Here is a 22,144-nt window from a genome sequence, read left to right as displayed (position 1 = left end):
CGAGAGAAAAAATGACAACTCCAGACTCCTCGGCCGCGCCGCCACCGACGGCCATCTGGCCCCAAACGCTGGTCGGCATCGGCGTGTTCCTGACCGGCCTGGCGCTGGCTTTCGGCGCCATCGGCATTTCTTCCGAGGCCGGCTACGGCGGCGTCGGCCCCAACTTCCTGCCCTGGCTGGTGTCGGGCGTGCTCACGCTGTGCGGCGGCTGGATTCTCTGGGAGGCGCGCACCGGCGGCTTTCGCGAGCTCGATGCACCCTCGGGCGCGGAGCACGCCTACTGGCCGGGCTTCGTCTGGGTGTCGGCCGGCCTGCTGCTCAATGCGGCGCTGATCACCACGCTGGGCTTCATCCTGAGCTGCACGCTGTGCTACGTGCTGGCGGTGCAGGGCCTGCGCCGCGCGAGCGGCCAGCCCTCGGCCAACCAGCCGCGCACCTGGGCCATCGACCTGCTGACCGGCGCGCTCATCTCGGCGCCCGTGTTCTGGATGTTCACCAAGTTCCTGGCCATCAACCTGCCGGGCCTCACGACCACCGGCTGGATCTGACATGAACCCCCACGCTCATCACTTCGTGTATTCGCTGCCCCCCGAGGGGGCGCAGGCCTGCCTTGGGGCGGCCCGGCGGGAGGCCTGACATGGACATTTTCAACGCACTCATGACGGGTTTCGCCGCGGCGATCACCCCTGTCAATCTTCTCTGGTGCCTGGTGGGCTGCGCGCTGGGCACGGCCGTGGGCGTGCTGCCGGGCATCGGCCCGGCGGTGGCGGTGGCCATGCTGCTGCCCATCACCGGCAAGGTCGACATCACGGCCTCGATGATCTTCTTCTCGGGCATCTACTACGGCGCCATGTACGGCGGCTCGACCACGTCCATCCTGCTCAACACGCCCGGCGAAACGGCCAGCATGGTGACGGCGATGGAAGGCAACAAGATGGCCAAGAGCGGCAGGGCGGGCGCGGCGCTTGCCACCGCCGCCATCGGCTCCTTCGTGGCCGGCACCATCGCCACCGTGATCGTCACGCTGTTCGCGCCGTTCGTGGCCGAGTTCGCCGTGAAGCTCGGCCCGCCCGAGTATTTCCTGCTGATGCTGCTGGCCTTCACCACGGTGAGCGCGGTGCTCGGCAAGAGCACGCTGCGCGGCATGACGGCGCTGTTCATCGGCCTGGCGGCCGGCTGCGTCGGCCTGGACCAGATCTCGGGCCAGGGCCGCTACACCGGCGGCATTCCCGAACTGCTCGACGGCATCGAGATCGTGCTGGTGGCCGTGGGCCTGTTCGCGGTGGCCGAGGTGCTGTACGCCGTGCTCTACGAGGGCAAGGTGGTCGAGGACCAGAACAAGCTGACCCGCGTTCACATGACGGCGCGCGACTGGAAGCGCTCGATTCCGGCATGGCTGCGCGGCACCGCCATCGGCACGCCGTTCGGCTGCATTCCGGCCGGCGGCACCGAGATTCCGACCTTCCTGAGCTATGCGACGGAAAAGAAGCTGGCCAAGGACACGGACGCCAGGGCCGAGTTCGGGACCAAGGGCGCCATCGAAGGCGTGGCCGGCCCCGAAGCCGCCAACAACGCCACGGTGACGGCGGCGCTGATCCCGCTGCTCACGCTTGGCATCCCCACCTCGAACACCACCGCCATCCTGCTCGGCGCGTTCCAGAACTACGGCATCCAGCCGGGGCCGCAGCTGTTCACCACGTCGGCTGCGCTGGTGTGGGCGCTGATCGCTTCGCTCTACATCGGCAACGTGATGCTGCTGGTGCTGAACCTGCCGATGGTGGGCCTGTGGGTCAAGCTGCTGAAGATTCCCAAGCCGCAGCTCTACGCCGGCATCCTGATCTTTGCGACGGTGGGGGCCTACGGCATGCGCCAGAGCGCATTCGACCTGTTCCTGCTCTACGGCATCGGCCTGCTCGGCGTGGCGATGCGGCGCTTCGACTTTCCGACCGCTCCCGTGGTGGTGGGCATGATTCTCGGGCCGCTGGCCGAGGCGCAGCTGCGCAACGCGATGTCCATCGGGGAGGGCAGTGCCTCGGTGTTCTTCCAGCGGCCGATGTCGATCACGCTGGTGGTCGTCATCGTGGCTGTGCTGGTGCTGCCGCGCGTTGCCAAGCGGATGAGCGAGCGGAAGCTGGCGAGGCTGGCGGCCTGAGCCTTCTCGCGGATCGTCCTCTTTCTTCTTCCCGGAATGCCGCGGTGCCTTGTTGGCCCCGCGGCATTTTTCTTTTTTCAAGCCGCCGACACGGGCGCGAGGAAGTACGCCGTCTCCTGCCTGAGCGCGGCGTAGCTGTACTCGTTGCGCGCGATCACGCTCTTGTTGCCCTTGCTCTTGTCGTTGCGGTCGGGGCCGAAGGCGTTGCCGTCGATGCTCTCCATCCGGTCGTTGCCGTTCGAGGTGACGATGAAGTGGTGATTGCGTCCGCCCGGGGCGATGCCGCTCACCACGCCGATGCAGCCCGGAAACACGGTCGAATAGTCTGTGATCCGGCGGAACACCGTGCTGTCGAACACGTTCTTGCCGTGCTGGGCCCAGCCGCCCGGCACATGGACGCCGGCGGTGCGGTACACGTAGATGCAGAAGATGCCGCACCAGGCGCACAGGTCGTTGGCGTTGCGCCAATTGCCGGCGTCCATTTCCTGCCATTTCGACACCGCCGCCGCGGTGATGGTGGGGCAGCGGCTGATGTAGGCGCCGGCGGCGTTCGCATCCTGGAAGATCTTCTGCAGCCCCATGCCGCCCTGGCGCGGACGCTGCGGGCTCGCCGGATTGGCGCACAGCGCCGCGGCAATGCGCTCATTGCTCGGACCGGGCTGGGACGAGGTCGTCCAGCCCCATCTGAGCAGCGCCGCCTCCGCCGCCGCGACCACGCGGTCGCCCAGCGCCGACGCAGGCTTGTCGCCGGGCGGCGGCGTTGCCATTCCGACGAGCTGGGCGATCAGCGCTTCGAGCATGCCCCAGGTCTTCGGCCCGACGATGGCGTCGGGCACGAGCTTGCAGAATCCCTGGTATTCCTTCACCTTCGACGTGGTCTTGGATCCGAACTGTCCGTCGGGCACCAACTGCGCAAGCCTGGAGGCCATCCACAGGTTCAGGGCCGATTGCAGCAGCGAAACATCGGCGCCTGTTGAGCCGAATCGCAGGGTGGGTCGAATCATGGCGGGTCTCCCCGGCAAGGCCGGCGTCGTGTGTGAACAGGCACCGGATTATTCGAAGAGCCGGCCGCCTGCGGAATCCGCCATGCAGCCTATGACCCCGCCAATCGGCCACCCTGCCATCCCGTGGAGCGGGTCGCAGCGGCTCAGGCCGCGGGACGGGGCGGCGTCTCGACCAGGTCGTCGTCGATATGCGGATCGGCCGGCTGCCCCCGCAGCTTGCGCACGGTCCGCCGCATCCAGTGCTCGATGTCGTCCACGTAGGTGAACACCGCCGGCACCACCAGGAGGCTCAGCACGGTCGAAGTGATCAATCCGCCGATCACCGCCATCGCCATCGGCGAGCGGAAGCTCGAATCGGCAGTGCCCAGGCCCACGGCAATCGGCAGCATGCCGGCGCCCATCGCGAGCGTGGTCATGATGATGGGCCGTGCCCGCTTGTGGCAGGCGTCGCGCAGCGCGTCCCAGCGGCTCATGCCGTGGTCGCGGCGCGCCACGATGGCGTATTCCACCAGCAGGATCGAGTTCTTGGTGGCGATGCCCATCAGCATGATCAGGCCGATCAGCGACGGCATCGACAGCGCCTTCTGCCCGATCAGCAAACCCACGAAGGCACCGCCGAGCGCCAGCGGCAGCGCGCAGAGGATCGTCACCGGATGCAGGAAGTCCTTGAACAGCAGCACCAGCACGATGTAGATGCACAGCACGCCCGTGAGCATCGCGAGGCCGAAGCTGTTGAACAGCTCCGTCATCACTTCCGCGTCACCCACCTCGGTCACGCGCACGCCGGGCGGCAGCTTCTGGATCGAGGGCAGCGCGGTGACCGCGGCCTTGGCGTCGCCCAGGCCCACGCCCGAGAGCTCGATCTCGAAATTGACGTTGCGCGAACGGTCGTAGCGGTCGATGACAGCCGGGCCGCCTTCCATCGTCAGCGAGGCCACCTGGCTCAGCATGACCGGGCCGCGCGCGCCGGGCACCGAGAGGCGGCCGAGCAGCTCGAGGTTCTGCCGCGCCGAGTCTTCGAGCTTCACCACGATGGGCACCTGCCGCTGCGCGAGGTTGAGCTTGGCCAGTGCCTGGTCGTAGTCGCCCAGCGTGGCCACGCGCAGCGTCTCGGCGATGGCCGAGCTGGTCACGCCCAGGTCGGCGGCGCGCGCGAAGTCCGGGCGCACGGCGATCTCGGGGCGGATCAGGCTCGCGGTGGAAGTGATGTTGCCGAGGCCGGGCACCGTACGCAGGTCTTTCTCGACCGCGCTGGCGGCGCTGGCCAGCGCCGCGGGGTCTTCACCCGTGAGCGCGAGGATGTATTTTTCGCCCGAGCCGCCCAGGCCCACGGTGCTGCGCACGCCGGGCAGCGTTTCGAGCGCGGCGCGGATCTGGTTCTCGATCACCTGCTTGCGCGGACGGTCGCCGCGCTCGTCGAGCTTGATGGTGAGCGTGGCCTTGCGCGTTTCGGGCGTGCCGAAGTTGGCGAACGGATCGCCGCCCGCGCTGCCGCCGGCGACGGTGGTGTAGACGCTGCGCACATGGTCGATCTTCATCACGCGATTGCGCGTTTCCTCCGCGGCCGCGGTGGTCTGCGCGAGCGTGGAGCCGGGCGCCAGCGACAGGTAGATCTGCGTCTGCGAGTTGTCGTCAGGCGGGATGAAGCCGGTCTTCAGCAGCGGAATCATCGCCAGCGAGCCGAAGAAGAAGAGGGTGGCGAGCACCATCGTCTTGAAGCGGTGGTGCGTGCTCCATTCCACCGCGCGCATGTAGGCCGTGAGCCAGCGCGGCTCCTTCTCGGCCCCCACCACCGGCTTCAGGATGTAGGCCGCCATCATGGGCGTGAGCATCCGTGCCACCACCAGCGACGCGAACACCGCGAGCGAGGCGGTCCAGCCGAACTGCTTGAAGAACTTGCCGGCCACGCCGCTCATGAAGGCGGTGGGCAGGAACACCGCGATCAGCGTGAAGGTGGTGGCGATCACCGCCAGCCCGATCTCGTCGGCCGCTTCCATGGCCGCCTCGTAGGGCGACTTGCCCATGCGCAGGTGGCGCACGATGTTCTCCACCTCCACGATAGCGTCGTCCACCAAGATGCCGACCACCAGCGAGAGCGCGAGCAGCGAGATCACGTTGACCGAAAAGCCCAGCAGGTGCATGCCGATGAAGGCCGGAATCACCGACATCGGCAGCGCCACGGCCGAGACGAAGGTGGCGCGCCAGTCGCGCAGGAACAGCCACACCACGATCACGGCCAGGATTGCGCCCTCGTACAGCAGGTGCAGCGAGCCTTCGTACTCTTCTTCCACCGGCTCGACGAAATTGAAGGCCTCGGTCAGCTCGATGTCGGGGCGCTGCGCGCGCAGTTCGGCCAACGCCTTCTGGATCGCGCGGCCCACCTCGACCTCGCTCGCGCCGCGGCTGCGCGCCACTTCGAAGCCGACCACCGGCTTGCCGTTGAGCAGCGCCGCGGCGCGCGGCTCGGCAATGGTGTCGCTGATGCGCGCCACCTGGTCGAGCCGGATGCGGCGGCCGTCGGAAAGCGCAATCTGCATGTCGGCCAGCTGGTCGGCCGACTGCACGGTGGCCAGGGTGCGCACCGGCTGCTCGCTGCCGCCCAGGTCGATGCGGCCGCCCGCGCTTTCGGTCTGCACCTGGCGCAACTGGCGCGAGATGTCGGCCGCTGAAGCCCCCAATGCCTGCAGCTTGGCCGGGTCGAGATCGACGTGCACCTGGCGCGTGACGCCGCCCACGCGGTTCACCGCGCCCACGCCGGGCAGCGCGAGCAGCTTCTTGGTGATGTCGTTGTCCACGAACCAGCTCAGTGCCTCGGCGTCCATGCGCGACGAGGCGATGGTGAAGGCCAGCACCGGCTGGGCTGCGAAGTCGAGCTTGGTGACCACCGGGTCGCGCACGTCGGCCGGCAGGTCGGCGCGCACGCGCTGCACCGCGGAGCGCACGTCGTCCACGGCTTCCTGCACCGGCTTCTCGAGGCGGAACTCGACGATCAGCGTGGCGGCGCCGTCCTGCACCTTGGTGGTGATGTGCTTGAGGCCCTGCACCGTGGCAATGGAGTTCTCGAGCTTGCGCGCGACGTCGGTCTCCAGCTGCGAAGGCGCCGCGCCGGGCAGCGATGCCGAGACCGTCACGGTCGGCAGGTCGATGTCCGGAAAGTTCTGCACCTTCATGGCGTTGAAGGACAGCAGCCCGCCGAAGGTGAGCAGCACGAACAGCATCACCGCCGGAATCGGGTTGCGGATGGACCATGCGGAGACGTTCATGGGCGTGCCCTCGCTTCGCCGTTGCCCTGGCCGCCTGCGGCGGCCGAGGCCGGCGCTGCGGCAGGCCGGGCGCCCGCGGCCGCAGGGGCCGGCGGCGCCACCACGCGCACCAGGTCGCCGTCGTTCAGGAAGCCGGCGCCCTGCACCACGATCTGCGCGCCTTCGGGCAATGCGCTGGTGATTTCCACGCGCTCGCCGACGCGGCGGCCGGTCTGCACCTTGAGCTGCACCACGCGGTTGTCGGGCTGCAGCACGAAGACGTTGTTGAAGCCGTCGCGCGGAACAATGGAACTCTGCGGCACGGTGGGCGCGGAGCTGCGCCCCAACTCGAAGTCGCCGCGCGCGAACATGCCGGCCTTGATGCCGGTGTTCTGCTGCACGTTCGGCAGGTCGACATAGACCAGCGCCGCGCGGGTCTGCGGATCGACGGTGGGCGCGATGCTGCGCACCTTGCCGCGCACCTGCGCGCCGCTCGCGCTGACCACGAAGGCGGTGGTGCCCACGGCAATGCGGCTGAGCTCGGCCGAGGTGACTTCGGCGCGCCATTCGAGCCGGCCCTGGCGGATCAGGCGGAACAGCTCGGTGCCGGCGGGCACCACGCTGCCGACCGTGGCGGTGCGCGAGGAGATCACGCCGTCGTCGGGCGCCAGCACCTGCGTGTTGCGGCCGCGCACTTCCTGCGCCGCGAGCACGGCTTCGGCGGCCTCGACGCGCGCCTTGGCGGTCTGCTCGGCCGTCTGGTACTGGTTGATCTGCTGCTGGCTCAGTGCGCCGGTGGCCTGCAGCGTGCGCGCGCGCGCCGCGTTGCCCGCGGCGTCGGCCGCGGTGGCCCTGGCCTCGGCGAGCGAGGCGCGCGATTGCGCGATGTCCGCGCGCACCGTCTCGGGCGAGAACACGGCCAGCAGCTGGCCCTTCTTCACCACGTCGCCCACGTTCACGCGCACTTCGGCGAGCTTGAGGCCGCTGGATTCGGAGCCCACGCTGGCCTCCTGCCAGGCCGCCACATTGCCGTTGGCCGCAAGCGTGAGCGCGAGTTCGGTGGGCTCGGCCTTGGCGACGGTGACCGTCAGCGTCGGGCGAGCGGCCGGCGCACCCGCCTTGCCCTTGGTGGCGGCCGGCGTGCCGGCTTCGTTCGCGGGCTTGCGGGTCAGCCACACGGCCGCGGCGACGATGACGACCAGCGCCAGCAGCGCGATGGCAAGGGTGGAGCGTTTGATTCTTTTCATGGCGACGTCGCGACCTTGGCGGCCGGGTTGGAAGTCATTGAGGGCGATTCGGGGCGGGCCCAGCCGCCGCCCATCGAGCGGTAGAGCGCCACCCAGGCTTCGGTGCGTTCGCGCTGCAGCGAGACGCGGGCGGTCTGCGCGGCGAAGAGCGTGCGGCGCGAATCCTCGAGCTCGAACAGGCTGGCCAGGCCGCTCTGGTAGCGCGCCTGGGTGGCATCGAACGAGGCCTGGTAGTTGCTCACCGCGGCGTCGGCATCGGCCGCGCGCGCGTCGGTGGCGTCGAGGTTGACCAGCGCTTCCTCCACCTCGCGTACCGCCTGCCGAACGTTCGCGCGGTAGAGCGACACGGCTTCGGTGTAGCGCGCCTTGGCCGCGTCGCTGTTGGCCGCGCGGGCGCCGCCGTCGAGCAGCGGCACCGTGAGCGAGACCGGGCCGATGGTCCAGGTGTCGAGCGATTCGCGGAAGCCGCTGGTGCGGATCTGCATGCGGCCGATCGAGCCCGAGATGCTGAGCTTGGGATAGCGCTCGGCCTCGGCGGAGCCCACATCGGCGCTGGCCGACGCCACGCCGAGCTCAGCCGCGTACACGTCGGGCCGCTGCGAGATCGCCTCGGCCGGCACGCTGGCGATGCTGCCGATCGCGGGCAGCGTGCGCTGCGCGGGCGAGGCGGCGAGCTTGCGTTCAAGCGTGGGCTCGTCGATGCCACTGAGCGCCACCAGCGCCTTGCGCTGAACCGCGCATTGGGCGCGCTGCTGGGTCAGGCGACCCGAGGCGTCCGAGGCACTGGCGCGCGCGAGCGCTGCATCGGCCGGCGCGGTGAAGCCGGCGCGCGCCGACAGGTCGGTGAGGCGCGCGGTTTCGCCGCGCGATCTGGCATCGGACTCGGCCACGCGCAGCTGCTGCTGGCAGGCGCGTTCGGCGAAGTAGGCGTTGGCCGTTTCGGCCGCGACGGCCACGCGCGCGTCGTGCCACTTGGCAGTGGCGCTGTTGAACTTCTGCTCGGCCGAATCGCGGTCGGCGCGCAGGCGGCCGAACAGGTCGATTTCCCACTTGGACTGCAGGCCGGCCTGCAGCGTGGTCAGCGGCGCGACGGCGGCCGTACTGCTGCTGGACGAGGAAGCCGCGCCGCCGGCGCCGAAGGAGGAGCCCGAGACGCCGCGGCTCGCCGAGGCCGTGGCGTCCAGGTTGGGCAGCAGCGCCGCGCCGGCCTGCACGCGCGTGGAACGCGCCTCGGCCACGCGCGCCGCGGCGCTTGCGAGAGTGGGGCTTGCGGCCTCGGCCGCGGCGATCAGCTCGACCAGCAGCGGATCGTCGAGCTGGCGCCACCAGTCGGCGAGCGACGCCAGCGAACCGCCGTGCGGCAGCGGCGCGTGCCATTGCGCGGGGAAGGGCGCCTCGACCGTGGCTGGCGGACGCGTCAGGCCGCAGCCCGCAAGGCCGAGACCAAGGCCCAGTGTCAGGCAGAGGGCGGCAATCGATCGGAGTCGTCTCATGTCTTCTTTCTCCCTGAACGGGCAGGCGCGGCCGCGGGCCTGGCGGCGGTTTGGCGGCGCAGGGCTTCGGCCTCGACCAGCGCGACGGCATAGCCCGTGAGGCGCTGGGCCCAGGTGTCCACGCTGCGCGGCGTGTTCAGCAGGGAGGGGCGTATCGCCTCGACAAGGTCCTGGCTCACGAAAAGCTGCATCGCCAGGCCGGTGATGGCAAAGCTCAGCCGGTGCACGTCGTCGTCGGGCCGCGCGAGGCCCAGGCGCCGGCACAGCACGCGGGCAATGGCATTGTGCGGGCCCTTGATGTCGCGCTCCATCTCCTCGGCCCACTGGCTGGTCGGCTCGAGCATTTCGCGCAGGTGCAGCTGGATGCACTGGCGCACGATCTCTCCCTGCTTGAGGGGCTCGATCATGCGCGTGAAGAAGATCCGCAGCGCCTCTTCCAGCGGCAGCTCGGGCGCGGCATAGAGCGAGATGAAATCGCCCGCGTTGCCGCCCATCGGCTCGCCGAAGGTGGCGGCATACAAGCCGGCCTTGTCGCCGAAGTAATAGCTGATGGCCGAGATGTTCACGCCCGCGGCGCGCGCGATCTCGCGGGTCGAGGTCTTGGCGTAGCCGTTGGCGGCGAACAGCGCCAGGGCGGCGTAGAGCAGGCGCTGGCGTGCTTCGACGCCGTCGCTGCGCGGCGCGCGGGCGGAAAGTGCTTGCAGGGCGGAGGCGCTCATGCAGGCGATTAGACCATGCAGCAAATCAAACGTTTGATTTACTTATGGCGCGATGAGGGCTTTCTTCGCATTGGCGGTGAATGCGCTTTTGGCGCATTTCCGCCGGCTGCATCGATGCCACCGCAAGCGGCCCGGCGAGCGGCCGAATGAGGCGCGCTACGATCCGCCCATGTCCGCCGTTCCGCCCGCCGCCGCATCGCCCGCCCTGCCTCTGGATGCCGAAGGCATCCTTGCGCTGGCCGCGCGCTCGATGTTCCATCTGTTCTCGAGCATCAGCCAGGGCATGTTCCTGGTGGACCGCAGCGGTCGCATCGTGTGGGTCAACGAAGGCTATCGCCGCTTCCTGCCGGCACTGGGCTTTTCGTCGATCGACCAGTTCATGGGCCACATGGTCGAGGACGTCATTCCCAACACGCAGATGCGGCGCGTGCTCGAGACCGGCGAGCCGATCCTGGTCGACCTGCTCAACAACAAGGCGGGTACCTTCGTGGTCAGCCGCATTCCGCTGCGCGCCGAGAGCGGCGGGCGCGAGGGCGAGGCGGGAGAAGTCATCGGTGCCATCGGCATCGTGCTGTTCGACCAGCCCGAGACCACGCTGCAGCCGCTCATCAGCAAGTTCGCGCTGCTGCAGCGCGACCTCGACGATGCGCGTCGCGAGCTTGCAAGCCAGCGCAACAACCCGCTCTACCAGCATGCGGCCGACGGGCAGCGCCGCTCCAAGTACACCTTTGCCAGCTTCATCGGCAGCAGCCCGGCCGCGGTGGAGGTGAAGCGCCATGCGCGCCGCGCCGCGCAGTCCGCGAGCCCGGTGCTGCTGCTGGGCGAAACCGGCACCGGCAAGGAACTGCTCGCGCATGCGATCCATGCGGCCTCGGCGCGCGCCAAGGGGCAGTTCGTCAGCGTCAACATTGCGGCCGTGCCCGACACATTGCTGGAGGCCGAGTTCTTCGGCTTCGCGCCCGGTGCCTTCACGGGCGCCGACAGGCGAGGGCGCGAAGGCAAGTTCAAGCTGGCCGACGGCGGCAGCCTCTTTCTCGACGAGATCGGCGACATGCCGCTCGGCCTGCAGGCCAAGCTGCTGCGCGCATTGCAGGAGGGCGAGATCGAGCCGCTGGGCTCCAACAAGCTCGTGCCCTTCGATGCGCGCGTGATCGCCGCCACCTCGCGCGACCTGCCCGAGCTGGTGCGCCGCGGCCAGTTCCGCGAAGACCTCTACTACCGCCTCAACGTGCTGCCGCTGCGCGTGCCGCCGCTGCGCGAGCGGCGCAGCGACATTCCGGCGCTGGTCGAGGCGCTGGGGGAGGATATGGCGCTACGCAGCGGCGAGGCGCCGCCCGAGATCACGCCCGATGCGCTCGCGCTGCTGGCCGGCCAGCACTGGCGCGGCAACATCCGCGAACTGCGCAACGTGCTGGAGCAGGTCACGATGCGCAGCGACTCGCAGCGCATCGATGCCGCGCAACTCGAACGCATCCTGCGCGAAGCGGGGCTGGAGCAGATCGAGCTGCCCGCCACCCTGCAGAGCGCGCACGATGCCGACGAAGAGGCGCTGCTGCTGCGGCCGCTCGCGCAGCAGGTCGCCGAACTGGAGCGCAAGGCGATCGCCGCGGCGCTTGCGGCCACCGGTGGCAACAAGCTGGCGACGTCGAGGCTGCTCGGCATTTCACGTGCCACGCTCTACGAGCGCATGACGAACCAGGAGCGGCCGGCGTGAAGCCTTCGAGCCTCGCCCGCTGCATCGGCCTGAAGCGAGCGAGCCCATGAGCGTGCGCGCCCTGCGTTCCACCTTCGGCCCCAATTGTCATTGGTGCGGCCTGGCCATGGACTTCGACGAGCCGCACGGCAGGCCCGAGTCCGCGACCATCGAACACCTGATCGATTCGACGCTCGGCGGCGTCCGCTCGCAGAAGCACCGCCGGCTTGCGCACGCCGCCTGCAACCACGCGCGCAACGAGTTCCGCATGCAGGCCGAGCGCCAGTTCCAGCGCTGGATCGCCGAGCGCCAAATCTCCGAGAAAACCCTGACCGACAAATAGACAATTGATTGAAATTCAGACACTTCAAGTGTTCTGAATTCAGTCGACTGGCGCTTCCTTCGAATGAAGAAGCGTTTGGTATCAAGGGGTTAGCAGATGGCACGAAGTGTGCAATATTCAGTCACCTATTTCAGGAGACACAGAATGAACCGTCGCCACCTCGTCGCCCTGGCCGCACTCGCCGCCTGCGTCACCGCTGCACCCGCCTGGGCCCAGTCCAACGAAATCCGCATCGCCCATATCTACAGCAAGACCGGGCCGCTCGAGGCCTATGGCAAGCAGACCCAGACCGGCCTGATGATGGGCCTGGACTACGCCACTGGCGGCACGATGATGGTCAACGGCAAGAAGCTCGTGGTCATCGAGAAGGACGACCAGGGCAAGCCCGACCTCGGCAAGTCGCTGCTGGCCGCCGCGTACTCCGACGACAAGGCCGCGCTGGCGGTGGGCCCCACGGCTTCGGGCGTGGCCCTGGCCATGCTGCCGGTGGCCGAGGAGTACAAGAAGATCCTGATCGTGGAGCCGGCCGTCGCCGATTCGATCACCGGCGACAAGTGGAACAAGTACATCTTCCGCACCGGCCGCAATTCGAGCCAGGATGCGATCTCGAATGCGGTGGCCGCGGACGCGAGCGACATCTCCATGGTCATGCTGGCGCAGGACTGGGCTTTTGGCCGCGATGGCGTGAAGGCGTTCAAGGATGCGCTGAAGAAGACCAAGATCGTCCACGAGGAATACCTGCCGCCGGCCACCACCGACTTCACCGCGGGCATCCAGCGCATGGTCGACGCGCTGAAGGACAAGCCCGGCCGCAAGGTGATCGCCGTGGTGTGGGCGGGCGCCACCACCCCGTTCAACGCGCTGGCCGATGCCGAGCTGAAGAAGCGCTACAACATCGACGTGGCCACGGGCGGCAATATCCTGCCGGCCATGACCGCGTACAAGCGTTTTCCAGGCATGGAAGGCGCCACCTACTACTACTTCGGCATCCCGAAGAACCCGGTCAACGAGGCGCTGGTGTCGGCCCACTACAAGCAGTTCAAGGCACCGCCGGACTTCTTCACGGCCGGCGGTTTCTCGGCCGCCATGGCAGTGGTCACCGCGCTCAAGAAGACGGGCGGCGACACCGGCACCAACAAACTCATCGGCGCCATGGAAGGCATGAGCTTCGACACACCCAAGGGCAAGATGACCTTCCGCAAGGAAGACCACCAGGCGATGCAGTCGATGTACCACTTCAAGATCAAGGCCGACCCGGCCTTCGCCTGGGGGGTGCCGGAGCTGGTGCGCGAGATCAAGCCCGAAGAGATGGACATCCCCATCAAAAACAAGCGCTGAGCGCCAATCCACAGCCGCGGCCCTGAGGCCGCACTCCCTTCGCCCCGGAGTGGCCGCCGGGCGAAGCGCCAGCCTGCGCCGCCGAGGCGCGGGCGGTGCAACCAACGGCCGATTCGTCAGCAATCCAGCAAGCGTTCGATACACCTACAACAGAAGGAGACAGCGATGGCAGCGATGCGATGGAAAAACTGGAAGGGATGGGCCGCGGTTGCGGCGATCACGATGGCGGCGGGGCAGGCCGCGACAGCGGCAGTGCCGCTGCCGGCATTGGGCGCCAATCCGGCGGAGGTGAGCGTGTCCGGCCTCTCGGCGGGCGGCTTCATGGCCGTGCAATTGCACGTGGCCTATTCGGCCACCTTCAAGCGCGGCGCCGGCGTGGTGGCCGGCGGGCCGTACTACTGCGCCGAGGGCTCGGTGCTCAATGCCACCGGGCGCTGCATGGCGCACGGCAGCAGCATTCCGGTGTCGACGCTCGTGAGCACCACCAACAGCTGGGCCGCCAGCGGTGCGATCGACCCGGTGTCGAACATGAGCAACTCCAAGGTGTACATGTTCTCGGGCACCTCGGACAATACCGTCAAGCCCGCGGTGATGGACGACCTCAAGACCTACTACCAGAGCTTCGTGCCCGCGGCCAACACGGTCTACAGGAACAACATCGGCGCCGGCCATGCGATGGTCACCGACGACTACGGCGGCGCCTGCAGCACCACGGCCGCGCCCTACATCAACAACTGCGGCTTCGACCTGGCGGGCGAAATCCTGCAGCAGCTCTACGGCCCGCTGAACCCGCGCAACAACGGCACGCTGGGCGGTACCTTCACCGAGTTCAACCAGTCGGAATTCATCACCGGCCACGGCGTGGCCGCCACCGGCTGGATCTACGTGCCGCAGGCCTGCACCACGGCATCGTGCCGCGTGCACCTGGTGCTGCACGGCTGCAAGCAGAACTACACCGACGTGGCCGACCAGTACGTGAAGAAGACCGGCTACAACCGCTGGGCCGACACCAACAACATCGTGCTGATCTACCCGCAGACCAGCACCGCAGCCACCAACAGCTGCTGGGACTGGTGGGGCTACGACAACGCGAACTACGCGAAGAAGTCGGGCCCGCAGATGGCGGCACTCAAGGCCATGGTCGACCGCGTGACCGGCTCCGGCGGCGGCTCGTCGCTGCCGGCGCCGACCGGCGTGGGCACCTCGGGCGCGACCAGCAGCAGCATGGTGGTCGGCTGGGCCGGTGTCACGGGTGCGAGCGGCTACAACGTCTACCGCGGCGGCAGCAAGGTCAACGCCGCGCCGGTGGCCGGCACCAACTACACCGACACCGGCCTGGCCCCGTCCACCACCTACAGCTGGACCGTGGCGGCGCTGGACGCCAGCAATGCGCAAGGCGCGATGTCGACAGCGGCCACGGGCACCACCCTGGCCGGCAGCGGTGGCGGCGGTACCTGCTACACCGCCAGCAACTATGCGCACACCGTGGCGGGGCGTGCCTACGCGCTGTGGGGCCTCACCTATGCCTACGGCTCGGGCCAGTCGATGGGCCTGTGGAACGTCTACGTCACCACCACGCTCAAGCAGACCGGGCCCAATTACTACGTGATCGGCACCTGCTGAGGCCGATCTGCACCTTTTCCTGTTTGCAATGACACACGATGCTTGAGACGCAAGACCTGACCATCCGCTTCGGCGGGCACGTGGCCGTCAACAGCGTGAGCTGCGCGTTTGCGCCGGGCACGCTGACGGCCATCGTCGGCCCCAACGGGGCGGGCAAGACCACCTACTTCAACCTGATCTCGGGCCAGCTCAAGGCGAGCGCGGGCACGGTGTCGCTCGACGGGCAACTGCTCTCGGGGCTGTCGCCGTCGGCGCGCACGCATGCGGGGCTGGGGCGGGCCTTCCAGCTCACCAACCTGTTCCCGAACCTCACGGTGCTGGAGAACGTGCGCCTGGCGGTGCAGGCCACGCGCGATGGCGCGCACCGGCGCGGGCTCAACCTGTGGAGCATCTGGAGCGACCACAAGGGGCTGACCGAACGCGCCGACCAGATCCTGGCCGACGTGGCGCTGAAGTCGCGCGAGCACGCGACGGTCGCCAGCCTGCCGCACGGCGACCAGCGCAAGCTCGAGGTGGCGCTGCTGATGGCGCTCGAGCCCAAGGTCTTCATGTTCGACGAACCCACGGCCGGCATGAACGCGGCCGAGGCGCCGGTCATCCTCGACCTGATCCGCAAGCTCAAGCAGGACAAGACCAAGACCATCCTCCTGGTCGAACACAAGATGGACGTGGTGCGCGAGCTCGCGGACCGCATCATCGTGCTGCACAACGGCACGCTGGTGGCGGATGGCGAACCGGCCGAGGTGATTGCCTCGCCGGTGGTGCAGGAGGCTTACCTCGGCATCGCGAAGGAGGCGACCACATGAAGGCGTTGATGATGAATTTCTCCCTCCCCCGCCGGGGGACGGCAGGGGTGGGGGCTCGCGGCCCTCTAACCGCGGCAGCCTTTCAGGCGCCGTCTGCCCCCATCCCAACCTTCCCCCGGAAGGGGAAGGAGCAAGACCGATGACCACCCAGAACCTGCTGACGCTCGAAGGCGTGCACACGCACATCGGGGCGTACCACATCCTCCACGGCGTCGACCTGGCCGTGCCGCGGGGCCAGCTCACCATGCTGCTGGGCCGCAACGGCGCGGGCAAGACGACCACGCTGCGGACCATCATGGGCCTGTGGCATGCGTCGCAGGGCAGGGTGCGCTTCGGTGACACCGACATCACCGCGATGCAGACGCCGCAGATCGCCGGCCGCGGCATCGCCTACGTGCCCGAGAGCATGGGCATCTTCTCCGACCTCACCGTGAAGGAGAACATGCTGCTCGCCGCGCGCGGGGCCAGGAACGCGGCAGAGATCGACGACACGCGCCTCAAGTGGATCTTCAAGCTCTTTCCCGCGGTCGAGAAGTTCTGGAACCATCCAGCCGGCAAGCTCTCGGGCGGGCAGAAGCAGATGCTGGCGGTGTCGCGCGCCATCGTCGAGCCGCGCGAACTGCTGCTGATCGACGAGCCCAGCAAGGGCCTCGCGCCCGTGATGATCAACAACATGATCGACGCCTTCGCCGAGCTCAAGGCCAGCGGCGTGACGATCCTGCTGGTGGAGCAGAACATCAACTTCGCCCAGCGCCTGGGCGACTCCGTCGCGGTGATGGACAACGGCCGCGTGGTGCACAGCGGCTCGATGGCGGCGTTCTCCGCCGACGCGCAACTGCAGCAATCGCTGCTTGGATTGGCTCTATGAAATTCGACTTCGACTGGAAGCCGCTGCTGCTGGCCCCGATCCTCGCGCTGGCCGCGCTGCCGTTCACGGGCTCGTTCTCGACCTGGCTCACGCTCACGGTCGCGGGGCTGGCAATGGGCATGATCATCTTCATCATCGCCTCGGGGCTCACGCTGGTGTTCGGGCTGATGGACGTGCTCAACTTCGGCCACGGCGTGTTCATTGCCCTGGGCGCCTTTGTCGCCAGCAGCGTGCTCGGCCTGATGGGCGACTGGACGGGCTCGGGCGAACTGTGGCGCAACCTCGTCGCCGTGTTCCCTGCGATGCTGGTCGCCATGGCGGTGGCCGGCGCGGTCGGCCTCGCGTTCGAGCGCTTCATCGTGCGGCCGGTGTATGGGCAGCACCTGAAGCAGATCCTGATCACCATGGGCGGCATGATCATCGGCGAGGAGCTCATCAAGGTGATCTGGGGCCCGGCACAGATTCCGCTGCCGCTGCCCGAGGCGCTGCGGGGCTCGCTGTTCGTGGCCGACGCGGCCATCAGCAAGTACCGGCTGCTCGCGGTGGCGGTGGGCGCGGTGGTGTTCGGCCTGCTCGCATGGACGCTCGCGCGCACCAAGATCGGCCTCTTGATCCGCGCTGGCGTGCAGGACCGCGAGATGGTCGAGTCGCTCGGCTACCGCATCGGCCGGCTGTTCGTCGGCGTGTTCGTGGTCGGCAGCGCGCTGGCCGGTCTGGGCGGCGTGATGTGGGGGCTGTTCCAGCAGAACCTGGTGCCGCAGATGGGCGCGCAGGTCAACGTGCTGATCTTCATCGTGATCATCATCGGCGGGCTCGGCTCGACGGGCGGTGCGCTGATCGGTGCGCTGCTGGTGGGGCTCATGACCAACTACATCGGTTTCCTGCTGCCCACGCTCACGCAGTTCGCGAGCATCCTGCTGATGGTGGCGGTGCTGCTGTGGCGGCCGCAGGGCGTGTACCCGGTGGCGAATCGTTGAGAAAGAAGCTGCCATGTTCCTGAAACGACTTCTCTCCAACGACATGCCCCGCAGCCGCCTGCTGGCGCTGCTGCTGCTGGCGCTGTTCATCGCACTGGCGTTCGCGCCGTTCATCTTTCCGGGCGTCAAGGCGCTCAGCGTGGCCGCCAAGATCCTGGTGTTCGTGGTGCTGGTCGCGAGCTTCGACCTGCTGCTGGGCTACACCGGCATCGTGAGTTTCGCGCACACCATGTTCTTCGGCATCGGCGCCTACGGCATCGCCATCTCGGCGTCGCGGCTCGGGCCCAGCTGGGGCGCGGTGTTGCTCGGGCTCGCGGCGTCGCTCGCGGTCTCACTGGTGCTTTCCTTTGCGATCGGGCTGTTCTCGCTCAGGGTGCGCGCGATCTTCTTCGCGATGATCACGCTGGCGGTGGCCTCGGCCTTCCAGACGCTGGCCTCGCAGCTGTCGGACTTCACCGGCGGCGAGGACGGCCTGACCTTCAAGCTGCCCGAGCTGATCTCGCCGAGCTTCGAGTTTGCCGAGGAGCCTTTCCTCGGCGTCTCGCTCGACGGACGGCTGCTGTGCTATTACCTCCTCTTCGTGGCGGCGGTGGTGCTGGTGCTCGCGCTGCTGCGCATCGTGAATTCGCCCTTCGGCCGCGTGCTGCAGGCCATCCGCGAGAACGAGTTCCGCGCCGAGGCCATCGGCTACCGCGTGGTGGTGTACCGCACCACGGCGGCCGTGCTGTCGGCGCTCTTCGCCACGCTGGCCGGCGCCATGCTCGCGATCTGGCTGCGCTACAACGGGCCGGACACTTCGCTGAGCTTCGAGATCATGATCGACGTGCTGCTGATCGTGGTGATCGGCGGCATGGGAACGATCTACGGCGCGGCGATTGGCGCGGTGCTGTTCGTGGTGGCGCAAAGCTACCTGCAGGACCTGCTGCGCGTCGGCAGCGAGGCCGCGAGCGGGCTGCCGTGGCTCGCGGCGCTGTTGTCGCCCGACCGCTGGCTGCTGTGGCTGGGCGTGCTGTTCGTGCTCTCGGTCTATTACTTTCCCACCGGCATCGTGGGCAAGCTCAGGGCGAGGGCTGCACGATGAGCAACGATCTCCTCGTTCCGTCTTCCCGCTACGCGCAGCTTGCGGGCCGCGAAATCCACTGGCTCGACTGGGGCGCACCCGATGCGCCGGTGGTCATTGCCTGGCACGGCCTCGCGCGCACCTGCCGCGACATGGACGAACTGGCGCAGCACTTTGCAGCGCGCGGCTTCCGCGTGGTCTGCCCCGACACCCTCGGCCGGGGCCTGAGCCAGTGGAGCCCGCTGCCCGACGAGGAATACCAGCTCTTGTTCTATGCGCGCCTGGCCGGCGCGCTGTGCGACGAACTGCACCTGGACCGCGTGCACTGGGTCGGCACGTCGATGGGCGGTGCCATCGGCACGGTCTGCGCGTCGGGCCTGTTCGAGCCGCGCATGAAGGCGCGCATCGCGAGCCTCACGCTCAACGACAACGCGCCGCAACTCGCGCAGGCGGCGATCGAGCGCATCCGCGCCTATGCCGGCGAGCCGCCCGCGTTCGGCACGGTGGCCGAGCTGGAGGCATTCTTCCGCACCGTCTACAAGCCCTATGGCTGGCTCAGCGATGCGCAGTGGCGCCGCCTGACCGAGAGCTCCACGCGCCGCCTGCCCGATGGCCGCGTGACGCCGCACTACGACCCGGCAATGGTCCGGCAGTTCAGCGCGCACGACAACGACTACCTGATCTGGCCGCACTACGACGTGATCGAGACGCCGGTGCTGTGCCTGCGCGGCGCCGAGTCGGACCTGGTGCTGCCCGAGGTGACGCAGCAGATGCAGCAGCGGGGGCCGGGCGCCGCCGGGCTGCTGAAGGTGGTCGAAATCCAGGGGTGCGGCCACGCGCCCGCGCTCAACGTGCCCGAACAACTGCAGCTGATCGAAGGGTTTATCCGGGCCGCCGGCCGCTAGGCGCGCGTCGGCGAGACAATCGCCGCCGATTTCCAACCACAAGGATCCACGCCATGGCGCTTTCGATGTACGACCTCTCCGTGCCGGTCTTCTCCCGCGGGCTCGGCCAGCTCACCCACCTGCTCGAGAAGAGCCTGGCGCACGCCCGGGCCAACGACATCGATCCGGCAACGCTGGTGGACGCGAGGCTCGCGCCGGACATGCTCACGCTGGCCGGCCAGATCCAGCGCGCGAGCGATGCCTCGAAGCTCGGCATGGCGCGCATCGCGGGCATCACGGCGCCGAGCTTTCCCGACGAGGAAAAGACCTACGACGATCTGCTGGCCCGCATCGCGAAGACGCAGGACTTCCTCGCGACCGTGGACCGCGCGCTGGTCGACGGCCAGGAGGAGCGCCCCGTGACCATCAAGGCGCGTGAAGGCGAGGCGCATTTCACGGCGCAGCGCTACCTGCTGCAGTTCGCGCTGCCCAATTTCTACTTCCACGTGGTCACGGCCTACGATGTGCTGCGCCACAAGGGCATGCCCATCGGCAAGATGGACTACCTGGGCAAGTTCTGAGCGTTGGCGGCGGGCCGGGTGGGCCAGCCCGCGAGGTTGCGCTCGGCGATGCCCGCCAGCGCGGTGATCCACGCCGGGCTGTCGTTGAGGCAGGGGATGTAGCTGAAGGTTGTGCCGCCCGCGTGCAGGAAGGCTTCGCGGCCTTCCATGGCAATTTCTTCGAGCGTCTCGAGGCAGTCGGCCGGAAAGCCCGGGCACGCCACGTCGACGCGCTTCACGCCGCTCGCGCCGAGCTCGCGCAGGGTCGGCTCGGTGTAGGGTTCGAGCCATCTGGCGCGGCCGAAACGCGACTGGAAGGTCACGCGGTATCCGGTGTCCGCAAGGCCCAGCCGCGCCGCAAGCAGGTGCGCGGTTTCGAGGCACTGGGCCTGGTAGGGATCGCCGAGCGCGATGTTGCGCAGCGGAATGCCGTGGAAGCTCATCAGCAGCAGCTCGCCGCGGCCTTCGCGCTTCCAGTGCGCTTCGATGCCGAGTGCCAGCGCATCGATGTAGGCCGGGTCGTCGTGGTACTGGTTGACGAAGCGGAACTCCGGTATGCGGCGCTGGCGGCGGCTCCAGTCGTTCACCGCGTCGATCACGCTGGCCGTGGTGGTGGCCGAATACTGCGGATAGGCCTGCAGCACCAGCACGCGCGTGGCGCCTTCGGCCTGCAGCGCATCGAGGCGCGAAGCGATCGACGGACTGGCGTAGCGCATGGCGTCGTGCACCGCCACGCGGTGGCCGCGCTCGCCGAGCCAACCGGCGAGCAGCGTGGCCTGCTTGCGGGTCCACACCTTCAGCGGCGAACCCTCGGCCATCCAGATGCTTGCGTACTTGGCGGCCGATTTGGTGGGCCGCACGCGCAGGATGATGCCGTAAAGGATCAGCGCCCAGAGCAGCCTGGGAATCTCGACCACGCGCGGGTCGCCCAGGAACTCCGCCAGGTAGGGCCGCACGGCGGCCGCGGTGGGGGCATCGGGCGAGCCCAGGTTGCACCAGAGGATGGCGGTGCGTTCGATGGCGCGTTCGGGGGCGATGGAACCATGGTTCCCATTGTCTTGAGGCATGCGATATTCTCGGGCATGACCTCCGCTTCCACGGCGCCGGCAGGCGCCGCGCCCCTCGATATCAAGCGCATCTCGGCGATCTCGCTCGACCTGGACGACACCCTCTGGCCGATCTGGCCGACCATCGAGCGCGCCGAGACCGTGCTGCAGCAGTGGCTGCTGCGCGAGGCACCCAAGACCGCCTCGCTGCTGCTCACGCCGGGCGTTCTGCGCGAACTGCGCGAAGCCACCGCCAAGGAGCGCTCCGACCTCGCGCACGACCTGAGCGCGCTGCGCCGCGAGTCGATCCGCGCGGCACTGAAGCACGCGGGCGAAGACCCGGCGCTGGCCGATCCGGCCTTCGACGCCTTCTTTGCCGAACGCCAGCGCGTGACGCTCTACGAAGACGCGCTGCCGGCCCTCAAGTGGCTCAGCGAGCGCTATCCGCTGGTGGCGGTTTCCAACGGCAATGCGGATATCCACCAGACCGGGGTCGGCCGCTGGTTCCGCACCGCATTCAGCGCGCGCGCCTTCGGCAGCGGCAAGCCGCATGCGCCGATCTTCCGTGCTGCGGCCGCATCGGTCGGCCTGCTGCCCAAGGACGTGCTGCACGTGGGCGACGACGCGGAGCTCGACGTGGTCGGTGCGCTCAACGCCGGCATGCAGGCCGCCTGGCTGGTGCGCGACGAGCGCCCGTGGGTGCATGGCGCGCGGCCGCAGCTGATCGTGCCGAACCTGCACGCGCTGTGCGTGGCGCTCGGCGCCTGAGCTACGAGAAAATCGGCCTGAAGAAGCTGCGCTCGTAGCTCAGGATGCAGCGGGTGTCCTCGGCGTACCTGAAGGCGGCCTGGCATTCGGGGTCCTGCATCGAATCGCAGCGGTACTGCTCGTAGGCGGCCAGGCTCGGAAAGCTGAACATCGCGAGCGCCACGTTGTTCGCGCCTTCCGACGGCAGGAAATAGCCGTGGTGCTGGCCGCCAAACTTCCGGACCAGCGGAATCCACAGCTTGCCGTAGTGCTCGAATTCCTTGAGCTTGTAGGGATCGACGATGTAGCGCAGGTAGCAGGTGACCATGGTTCTTTCCGTCA

At 68.3% G+C, this 22,144-nt stretch carries 20 protein-coding genes; 13 read left to right on the top strand and 7 right to left on the bottom strand.

What is annotated here, in order from left to right; all coding sequences use genetic code 11:
* Nucleotides 1-11: 11 nt before the first annotated feature.
* Together ACAM54_RS14645 and ACAM54_RS14640 are read left to right on the top strand one after the other, a co-directional pair.
* Entirely contained in the window at nt 12-548 is a 537-nt protein-coding gene (locus ACAM54_RS14645; RefSeq protein ID WP_145745143.1) for a tripartite tricarboxylate transporter TctB family protein, read from the top strand.
* 89 nt (nt 549-637) lie between these two features.
* Complete coding sequence (locus ACAM54_RS14640; RefSeq protein ID WP_307697911.1) at nt 638-2,152, top strand: tripartite tricarboxylate transporter permease; 1,515 nt, start codon at nt 638-640, stop codon at nt 2,150-2,152.
* Nucleotides 2,153-2,229: 77 nt separating this feature from the next.
* Here the strand turns inward: ACAM54_RS14640 and ACAM54_RS14635 are convergent, their stop codons facing one another.
* From ACAM54_RS14635 to ACAM54_RS14615, 5 genes are all read right to left on the bottom strand, one after another.
* Nucleotides 2,230-3,156 carry a peptidoglycan-binding protein gene (locus ACAM54_RS14635; protein ID WP_369648023.1) on the bottom strand — a complete coding sequence of 309 codons (927 nt, stop codon included), beginning with the start codon at nt 3,154-3,156 and terminating at the stop codon, nt 2,230-2,232.
* Nucleotides 3,157-3,299: 143 nt separating this feature from the next.
* The gene (locus tag ACAM54_RS14630; protein WP_369648022.1) at nt 3,300-6,419 is read right to left on the bottom strand and encodes an efflux RND transporter permease subunit; all 3,120 of its coding nucleotides are present in this window, start codon (nt 6,417-6,419) and stop codon (nt 3,300-3,302) included.
* Complete coding sequence (locus ACAM54_RS14625; protein WP_307697909.1) at nt 6,416-7,645, bottom strand: efflux RND transporter periplasmic adaptor subunit; 1,230 nt, start codon at nt 7,643-7,645, stop codon at nt 6,416-6,418. Before ACAM54_RS14625 ends, ACAM54_RS14630 begins: the two co-directional genes overlap by 4 nt.
* Complete coding sequence (locus ACAM54_RS14620) at nt 7,642-9,138, bottom strand: efflux transporter outer membrane subunit (protein ID WP_369648021.1); 1,497 nt, start codon at nt 9,136-9,138, stop codon at nt 7,642-7,644. Before ACAM54_RS14620 ends, ACAM54_RS14625 begins: the two co-directional genes overlap by 4 nt.
* On the bottom strand, nt 9,135-9,857 hold the full coding sequence (locus ACAM54_RS14615) for a CerR family C-terminal domain-containing protein (protein WP_192323212.1): 723 nt from the start codon (nt 9,855-9,857) through the stop codon (nt 9,135-9,137). The genes ACAM54_RS14620 and ACAM54_RS14615 overlap by 4 nt, the downstream gene beginning before the upstream one ends.
* 169 nt (nt 9,858-10,026) lie before the next feature.
* Here ACAM54_RS14615 and ACAM54_RS14610 point away from each other — a divergent pair, with 169 nt between their 5' ends.
* The 10 genes from ACAM54_RS14610 to ACAM54_RS14565 all read left to right on the top strand — a co-directional run bounded on the left by ACAM54_RS14610 (nt 10,027) and on the right by ACAM54_RS14565 (nt 20,030).
* The gene (locus tag ACAM54_RS14610; RefSeq protein WP_369648020.1) at nt 10,027-11,571 is read left to right on the top strand and encodes a sigma-54 interaction domain-containing protein; all 1,545 of its coding nucleotides are present in this window, start codon (nt 10,027-10,029) and stop codon (nt 11,569-11,571) included.
* A 46-nt stretch (nt 11,572-11,617) separates the two neighbouring features.
* The gene (locus tag ACAM54_RS14605) at nt 11,618-11,893 is read left to right on the top strand and encodes a hypothetical protein (RefSeq protein WP_145745155.1); all 276 of its coding nucleotides are present in this window, start codon (nt 11,618-11,620) and stop codon (nt 11,891-11,893) included.
* Between the two features lie 144 nt (nt 11,894-12,037).
* Nucleotides 12,038-13,231 carry a substrate-binding domain-containing protein gene (locus ACAM54_RS14600; protein WP_369648019.1) on the top strand — a complete coding sequence of 398 codons (1,194 nt, stop codon included), beginning with the start codon at nt 12,038-12,040 and terminating at the stop codon, nt 13,229-13,231.
* 165 nt (nt 13,232-13,396) lie between these two features.
* Complete coding sequence (locus ACAM54_RS14595; RefSeq protein WP_369648018.1) at nt 13,397-14,854, top strand: PHB depolymerase family esterase; 1,458 nt, start codon at nt 13,397-13,399, stop codon at nt 14,852-14,854.
* Between the two features lie 38 nt (nt 14,855-14,892).
* The gene (locus ACAM54_RS14590; protein ID WP_369648017.1) at nt 14,893-15,660 is read left to right on the top strand and encodes an ABC transporter ATP-binding protein; all 768 of its coding nucleotides are present in this window, start codon (nt 14,893-14,895) and stop codon (nt 15,658-15,660) included.
* Between the two features lie 139 nt (nt 15,661-15,799).
* Complete coding sequence (locus tag ACAM54_RS14585) at nt 15,800-16,528, top strand: ABC transporter ATP-binding protein (RefSeq protein WP_369648016.1); 729 nt, start codon at nt 15,800-15,802, stop codon at nt 16,526-16,528.
* Nucleotides 16,525-17,505: a branched-chain amino acid ABC transporter permease gene (locus ACAM54_RS14580; protein ID WP_369648015.1), complete on the top strand. Its 981-nt coding sequence runs from the start codon at nt 16,525-16,527 to the stop codon at nt 17,503-17,505. Before ACAM54_RS14585 ends, ACAM54_RS14580 begins: the two co-directional genes overlap by 4 nt.
* A 13-nt stretch (nt 17,506-17,518) precedes the next feature.
* Nucleotides 17,519-18,586 carry a branched-chain amino acid ABC transporter permease gene (locus ACAM54_RS14575; protein ID WP_369648014.1) on the top strand — a complete coding sequence of 356 codons (1,068 nt, stop codon included), beginning with the start codon at nt 17,519-17,521 and terminating at the stop codon, nt 18,584-18,586.
* The gene (locus tag ACAM54_RS14570; RefSeq protein ID WP_369648013.1) at nt 18,583-19,470 is read left to right on the top strand and encodes an alpha/beta fold hydrolase; all 888 of its coding nucleotides are present in this window, start codon (nt 18,583-18,585) and stop codon (nt 19,468-19,470) included. Before ACAM54_RS14575 ends, ACAM54_RS14570 begins: the two co-directional genes overlap by 4 nt.
* A 53-nt stretch (nt 19,471-19,523) precedes the next feature.
* Nucleotides 19,524-20,030 carry a DUF1993 family protein gene (locus ACAM54_RS14565; protein ID WP_369648012.1) on the top strand — a complete coding sequence of 169 codons (507 nt, stop codon included), beginning with the start codon at nt 19,524-19,526 and terminating at the stop codon, nt 20,028-20,030.
* On the opposite strand, the gene hemH is transcribed toward ACAM54_RS14565, so the two are convergent.
* The gene (hemH, locus tag ACAM54_RS14560) at nt 20,012-21,076 is read right to left on the bottom strand and encodes a ferrochelatase (RefSeq protein WP_369648011.1); all 1,065 of its coding nucleotides are present in this window, start codon (nt 21,074-21,076) and stop codon (nt 20,012-20,014) included. The two genes, ACAM54_RS14565 and hemH, sit on opposite strands and share 19 nt — an antisense overlap.
* Nucleotides 21,077-21,091: 15 nt before the next feature.
* Here hemH and ACAM54_RS14555 point away from each other — a divergent pair, with 15 nt between their 5' ends.
* Nucleotides 21,092-21,823, top strand: coding sequence for an HAD family hydrolase (locus ACAM54_RS14555; protein WP_369648010.1), 732 nt, complete (start codon nt 21,092-21,094; stop codon nt 21,821-21,823).
* A 1-nt stretch (nt 21,824) separates the two neighbouring features.
* On the opposite strand, the gene ACAM54_RS14550 is transcribed toward ACAM54_RS14555, so the two are convergent.
* Nucleotides 21,825-22,130 (bottom strand): NIPSNAP family protein, encoded by a 306-nt coding sequence (locus ACAM54_RS14550; protein ID WP_369650981.1) that lies wholly within the window; start codon nt 22,128-22,130, stop codon nt 21,825-21,827.
* Nucleotides 22,131-22,144: the final 14 nt, after the last annotated feature.

Source organism: Variovorax sp. V93, assembly GCF_041154485.1.
GTDB classification, from domain to species: domain Bacteria; phylum Pseudomonadota; class Gammaproteobacteria; order Burkholderiales; family Burkholderiaceae_C; genus Variovorax; species Variovorax beijingensis_A.
The sequence above is the reverse complement of the archived record's forward strand: the minus strand, read 5'-3'. Positions and strand labels throughout refer to the sequence as shown.

Excerpts from the sequence above, each read along its gene's own strand:
- ACAM54_RS14570 (WP_369648013.1), top strand. The coding sequence starts at position 18,583 with ATGAGCAACGATCTCCTCGTTCCGTCTTCCCGCTACGCGCAGCTTGCG.
- ACAM54_RS14600 (WP_369648019.1), top strand. The coding sequence starts at position 12,038 with ATGAACCGTCGCCACCTCGTCGCCCTGGCCGCACTCGCCGCCTGCGTC.
- ACAM54_RS14590 (WP_369648017.1), top strand. The coding sequence starts at position 14,893 with ATGCTTGAGACGCAAGACCTGACCATCCGCTTCGGCGGGCACGTGGCC.
- ACAM54_RS14645 (WP_145745143.1), top strand. The coding sequence starts at position 12 with ATGACAACTCCAGACTCCTCGGCCGCGCCGCCACCGACGGCCATCTGG.
- ACAM54_RS14635 (WP_369648023.1), bottom strand. The coding sequence starts at position 3,156 with ATGATTCGACCCACCCTGCGATTCGGCTCAACAGGCGCCGATGTTTCG.
- ACAM54_RS14630 (WP_369648022.1), bottom strand. The coding sequence starts at position 6,419 with ATGAACGTCTCCGCATGGTCCATCCGCAACCCGATTCCGGCGGTGATG.
- hemH (WP_369648011.1), bottom strand. The coding sequence starts at position 21,076 with ATGCCTCAAGACAATGGGAACCATGGTTCCATCGCCCCCGAACGCGCC.
- ACAM54_RS14565 (WP_369648012.1), top strand. The coding sequence starts at position 19,524 with ATGGCGCTTTCGATGTACGACCTCTCCGTGCCGGTCTTCTCCCGCGGG.
- ACAM54_RS14595 (WP_369648018.1), top strand. The coding sequence starts at position 13,397 with ATGGCAGCGATGCGATGGAAAAACTGGAAGGGATGGGCCGCGGTTGCG.
- ACAM54_RS14550 (WP_369650981.1), bottom strand. The coding sequence starts at position 22,130 with ATGGTCACCTGCTACCTGCGCTACATCGTCGATCCCTACAAGCTCAAG.
- ACAM54_RS14555 (WP_369648010.1), top strand. The coding sequence starts at position 21,092 with ATGACCTCCGCTTCCACGGCGCCGGCAGGCGCCGCGCCCCTCGATATC.
- ACAM54_RS14620 (WP_369648021.1), bottom strand. The coding sequence starts at position 9,138 with ATGAGACGACTCCGATCGATTGCCGCCCTCTGCCTGACACTGGGCCTT.
- ACAM54_RS14640 (WP_307697911.1), top strand. The coding sequence starts at position 638 with ATGGACATTTTCAACGCACTCATGACGGGTTTCGCCGCGGCGATCACC.
- ACAM54_RS14610 (WP_369648020.1), top strand. The coding sequence starts at position 10,027 with ATGTCCGCCGTTCCGCCCGCCGCCGCATCGCCCGCCCTGCCTCTGGAT.
- ACAM54_RS14605 (WP_145745155.1), top strand. The coding sequence starts at position 11,618 with ATGAGCGTGCGCGCCCTGCGTTCCACCTTCGGCCCCAATTGTCATTGG.
- ACAM54_RS14625 (WP_307697909.1), bottom strand. The coding sequence starts at position 7,645 with ATGAAAAGAATCAAACGCTCCACCCTTGCCATCGCGCTGCTGGCGCTG.
- ACAM54_RS14615 (WP_192323212.1), bottom strand. The coding sequence starts at position 9,857 with ATGAGCGCCTCCGCCCTGCAAGCACTTTCCGCCCGCGCGCCGCGCAGC.
- ACAM54_RS14585 (WP_369648016.1), top strand. The coding sequence starts at position 15,800 with ATGACCACCCAGAACCTGCTGACGCTCGAAGGCGTGCACACGCACATC.
- ACAM54_RS14580 (WP_369648015.1), top strand. The coding sequence starts at position 16,525 with ATGAAATTCGACTTCGACTGGAAGCCGCTGCTGCTGGCCCCGATCCTC.
- ACAM54_RS14575 (WP_369648014.1), top strand. The coding sequence starts at position 17,519 with ATGTTCCTGAAACGACTTCTCTCCAACGACATGCCCCGCAGCCGCCTG.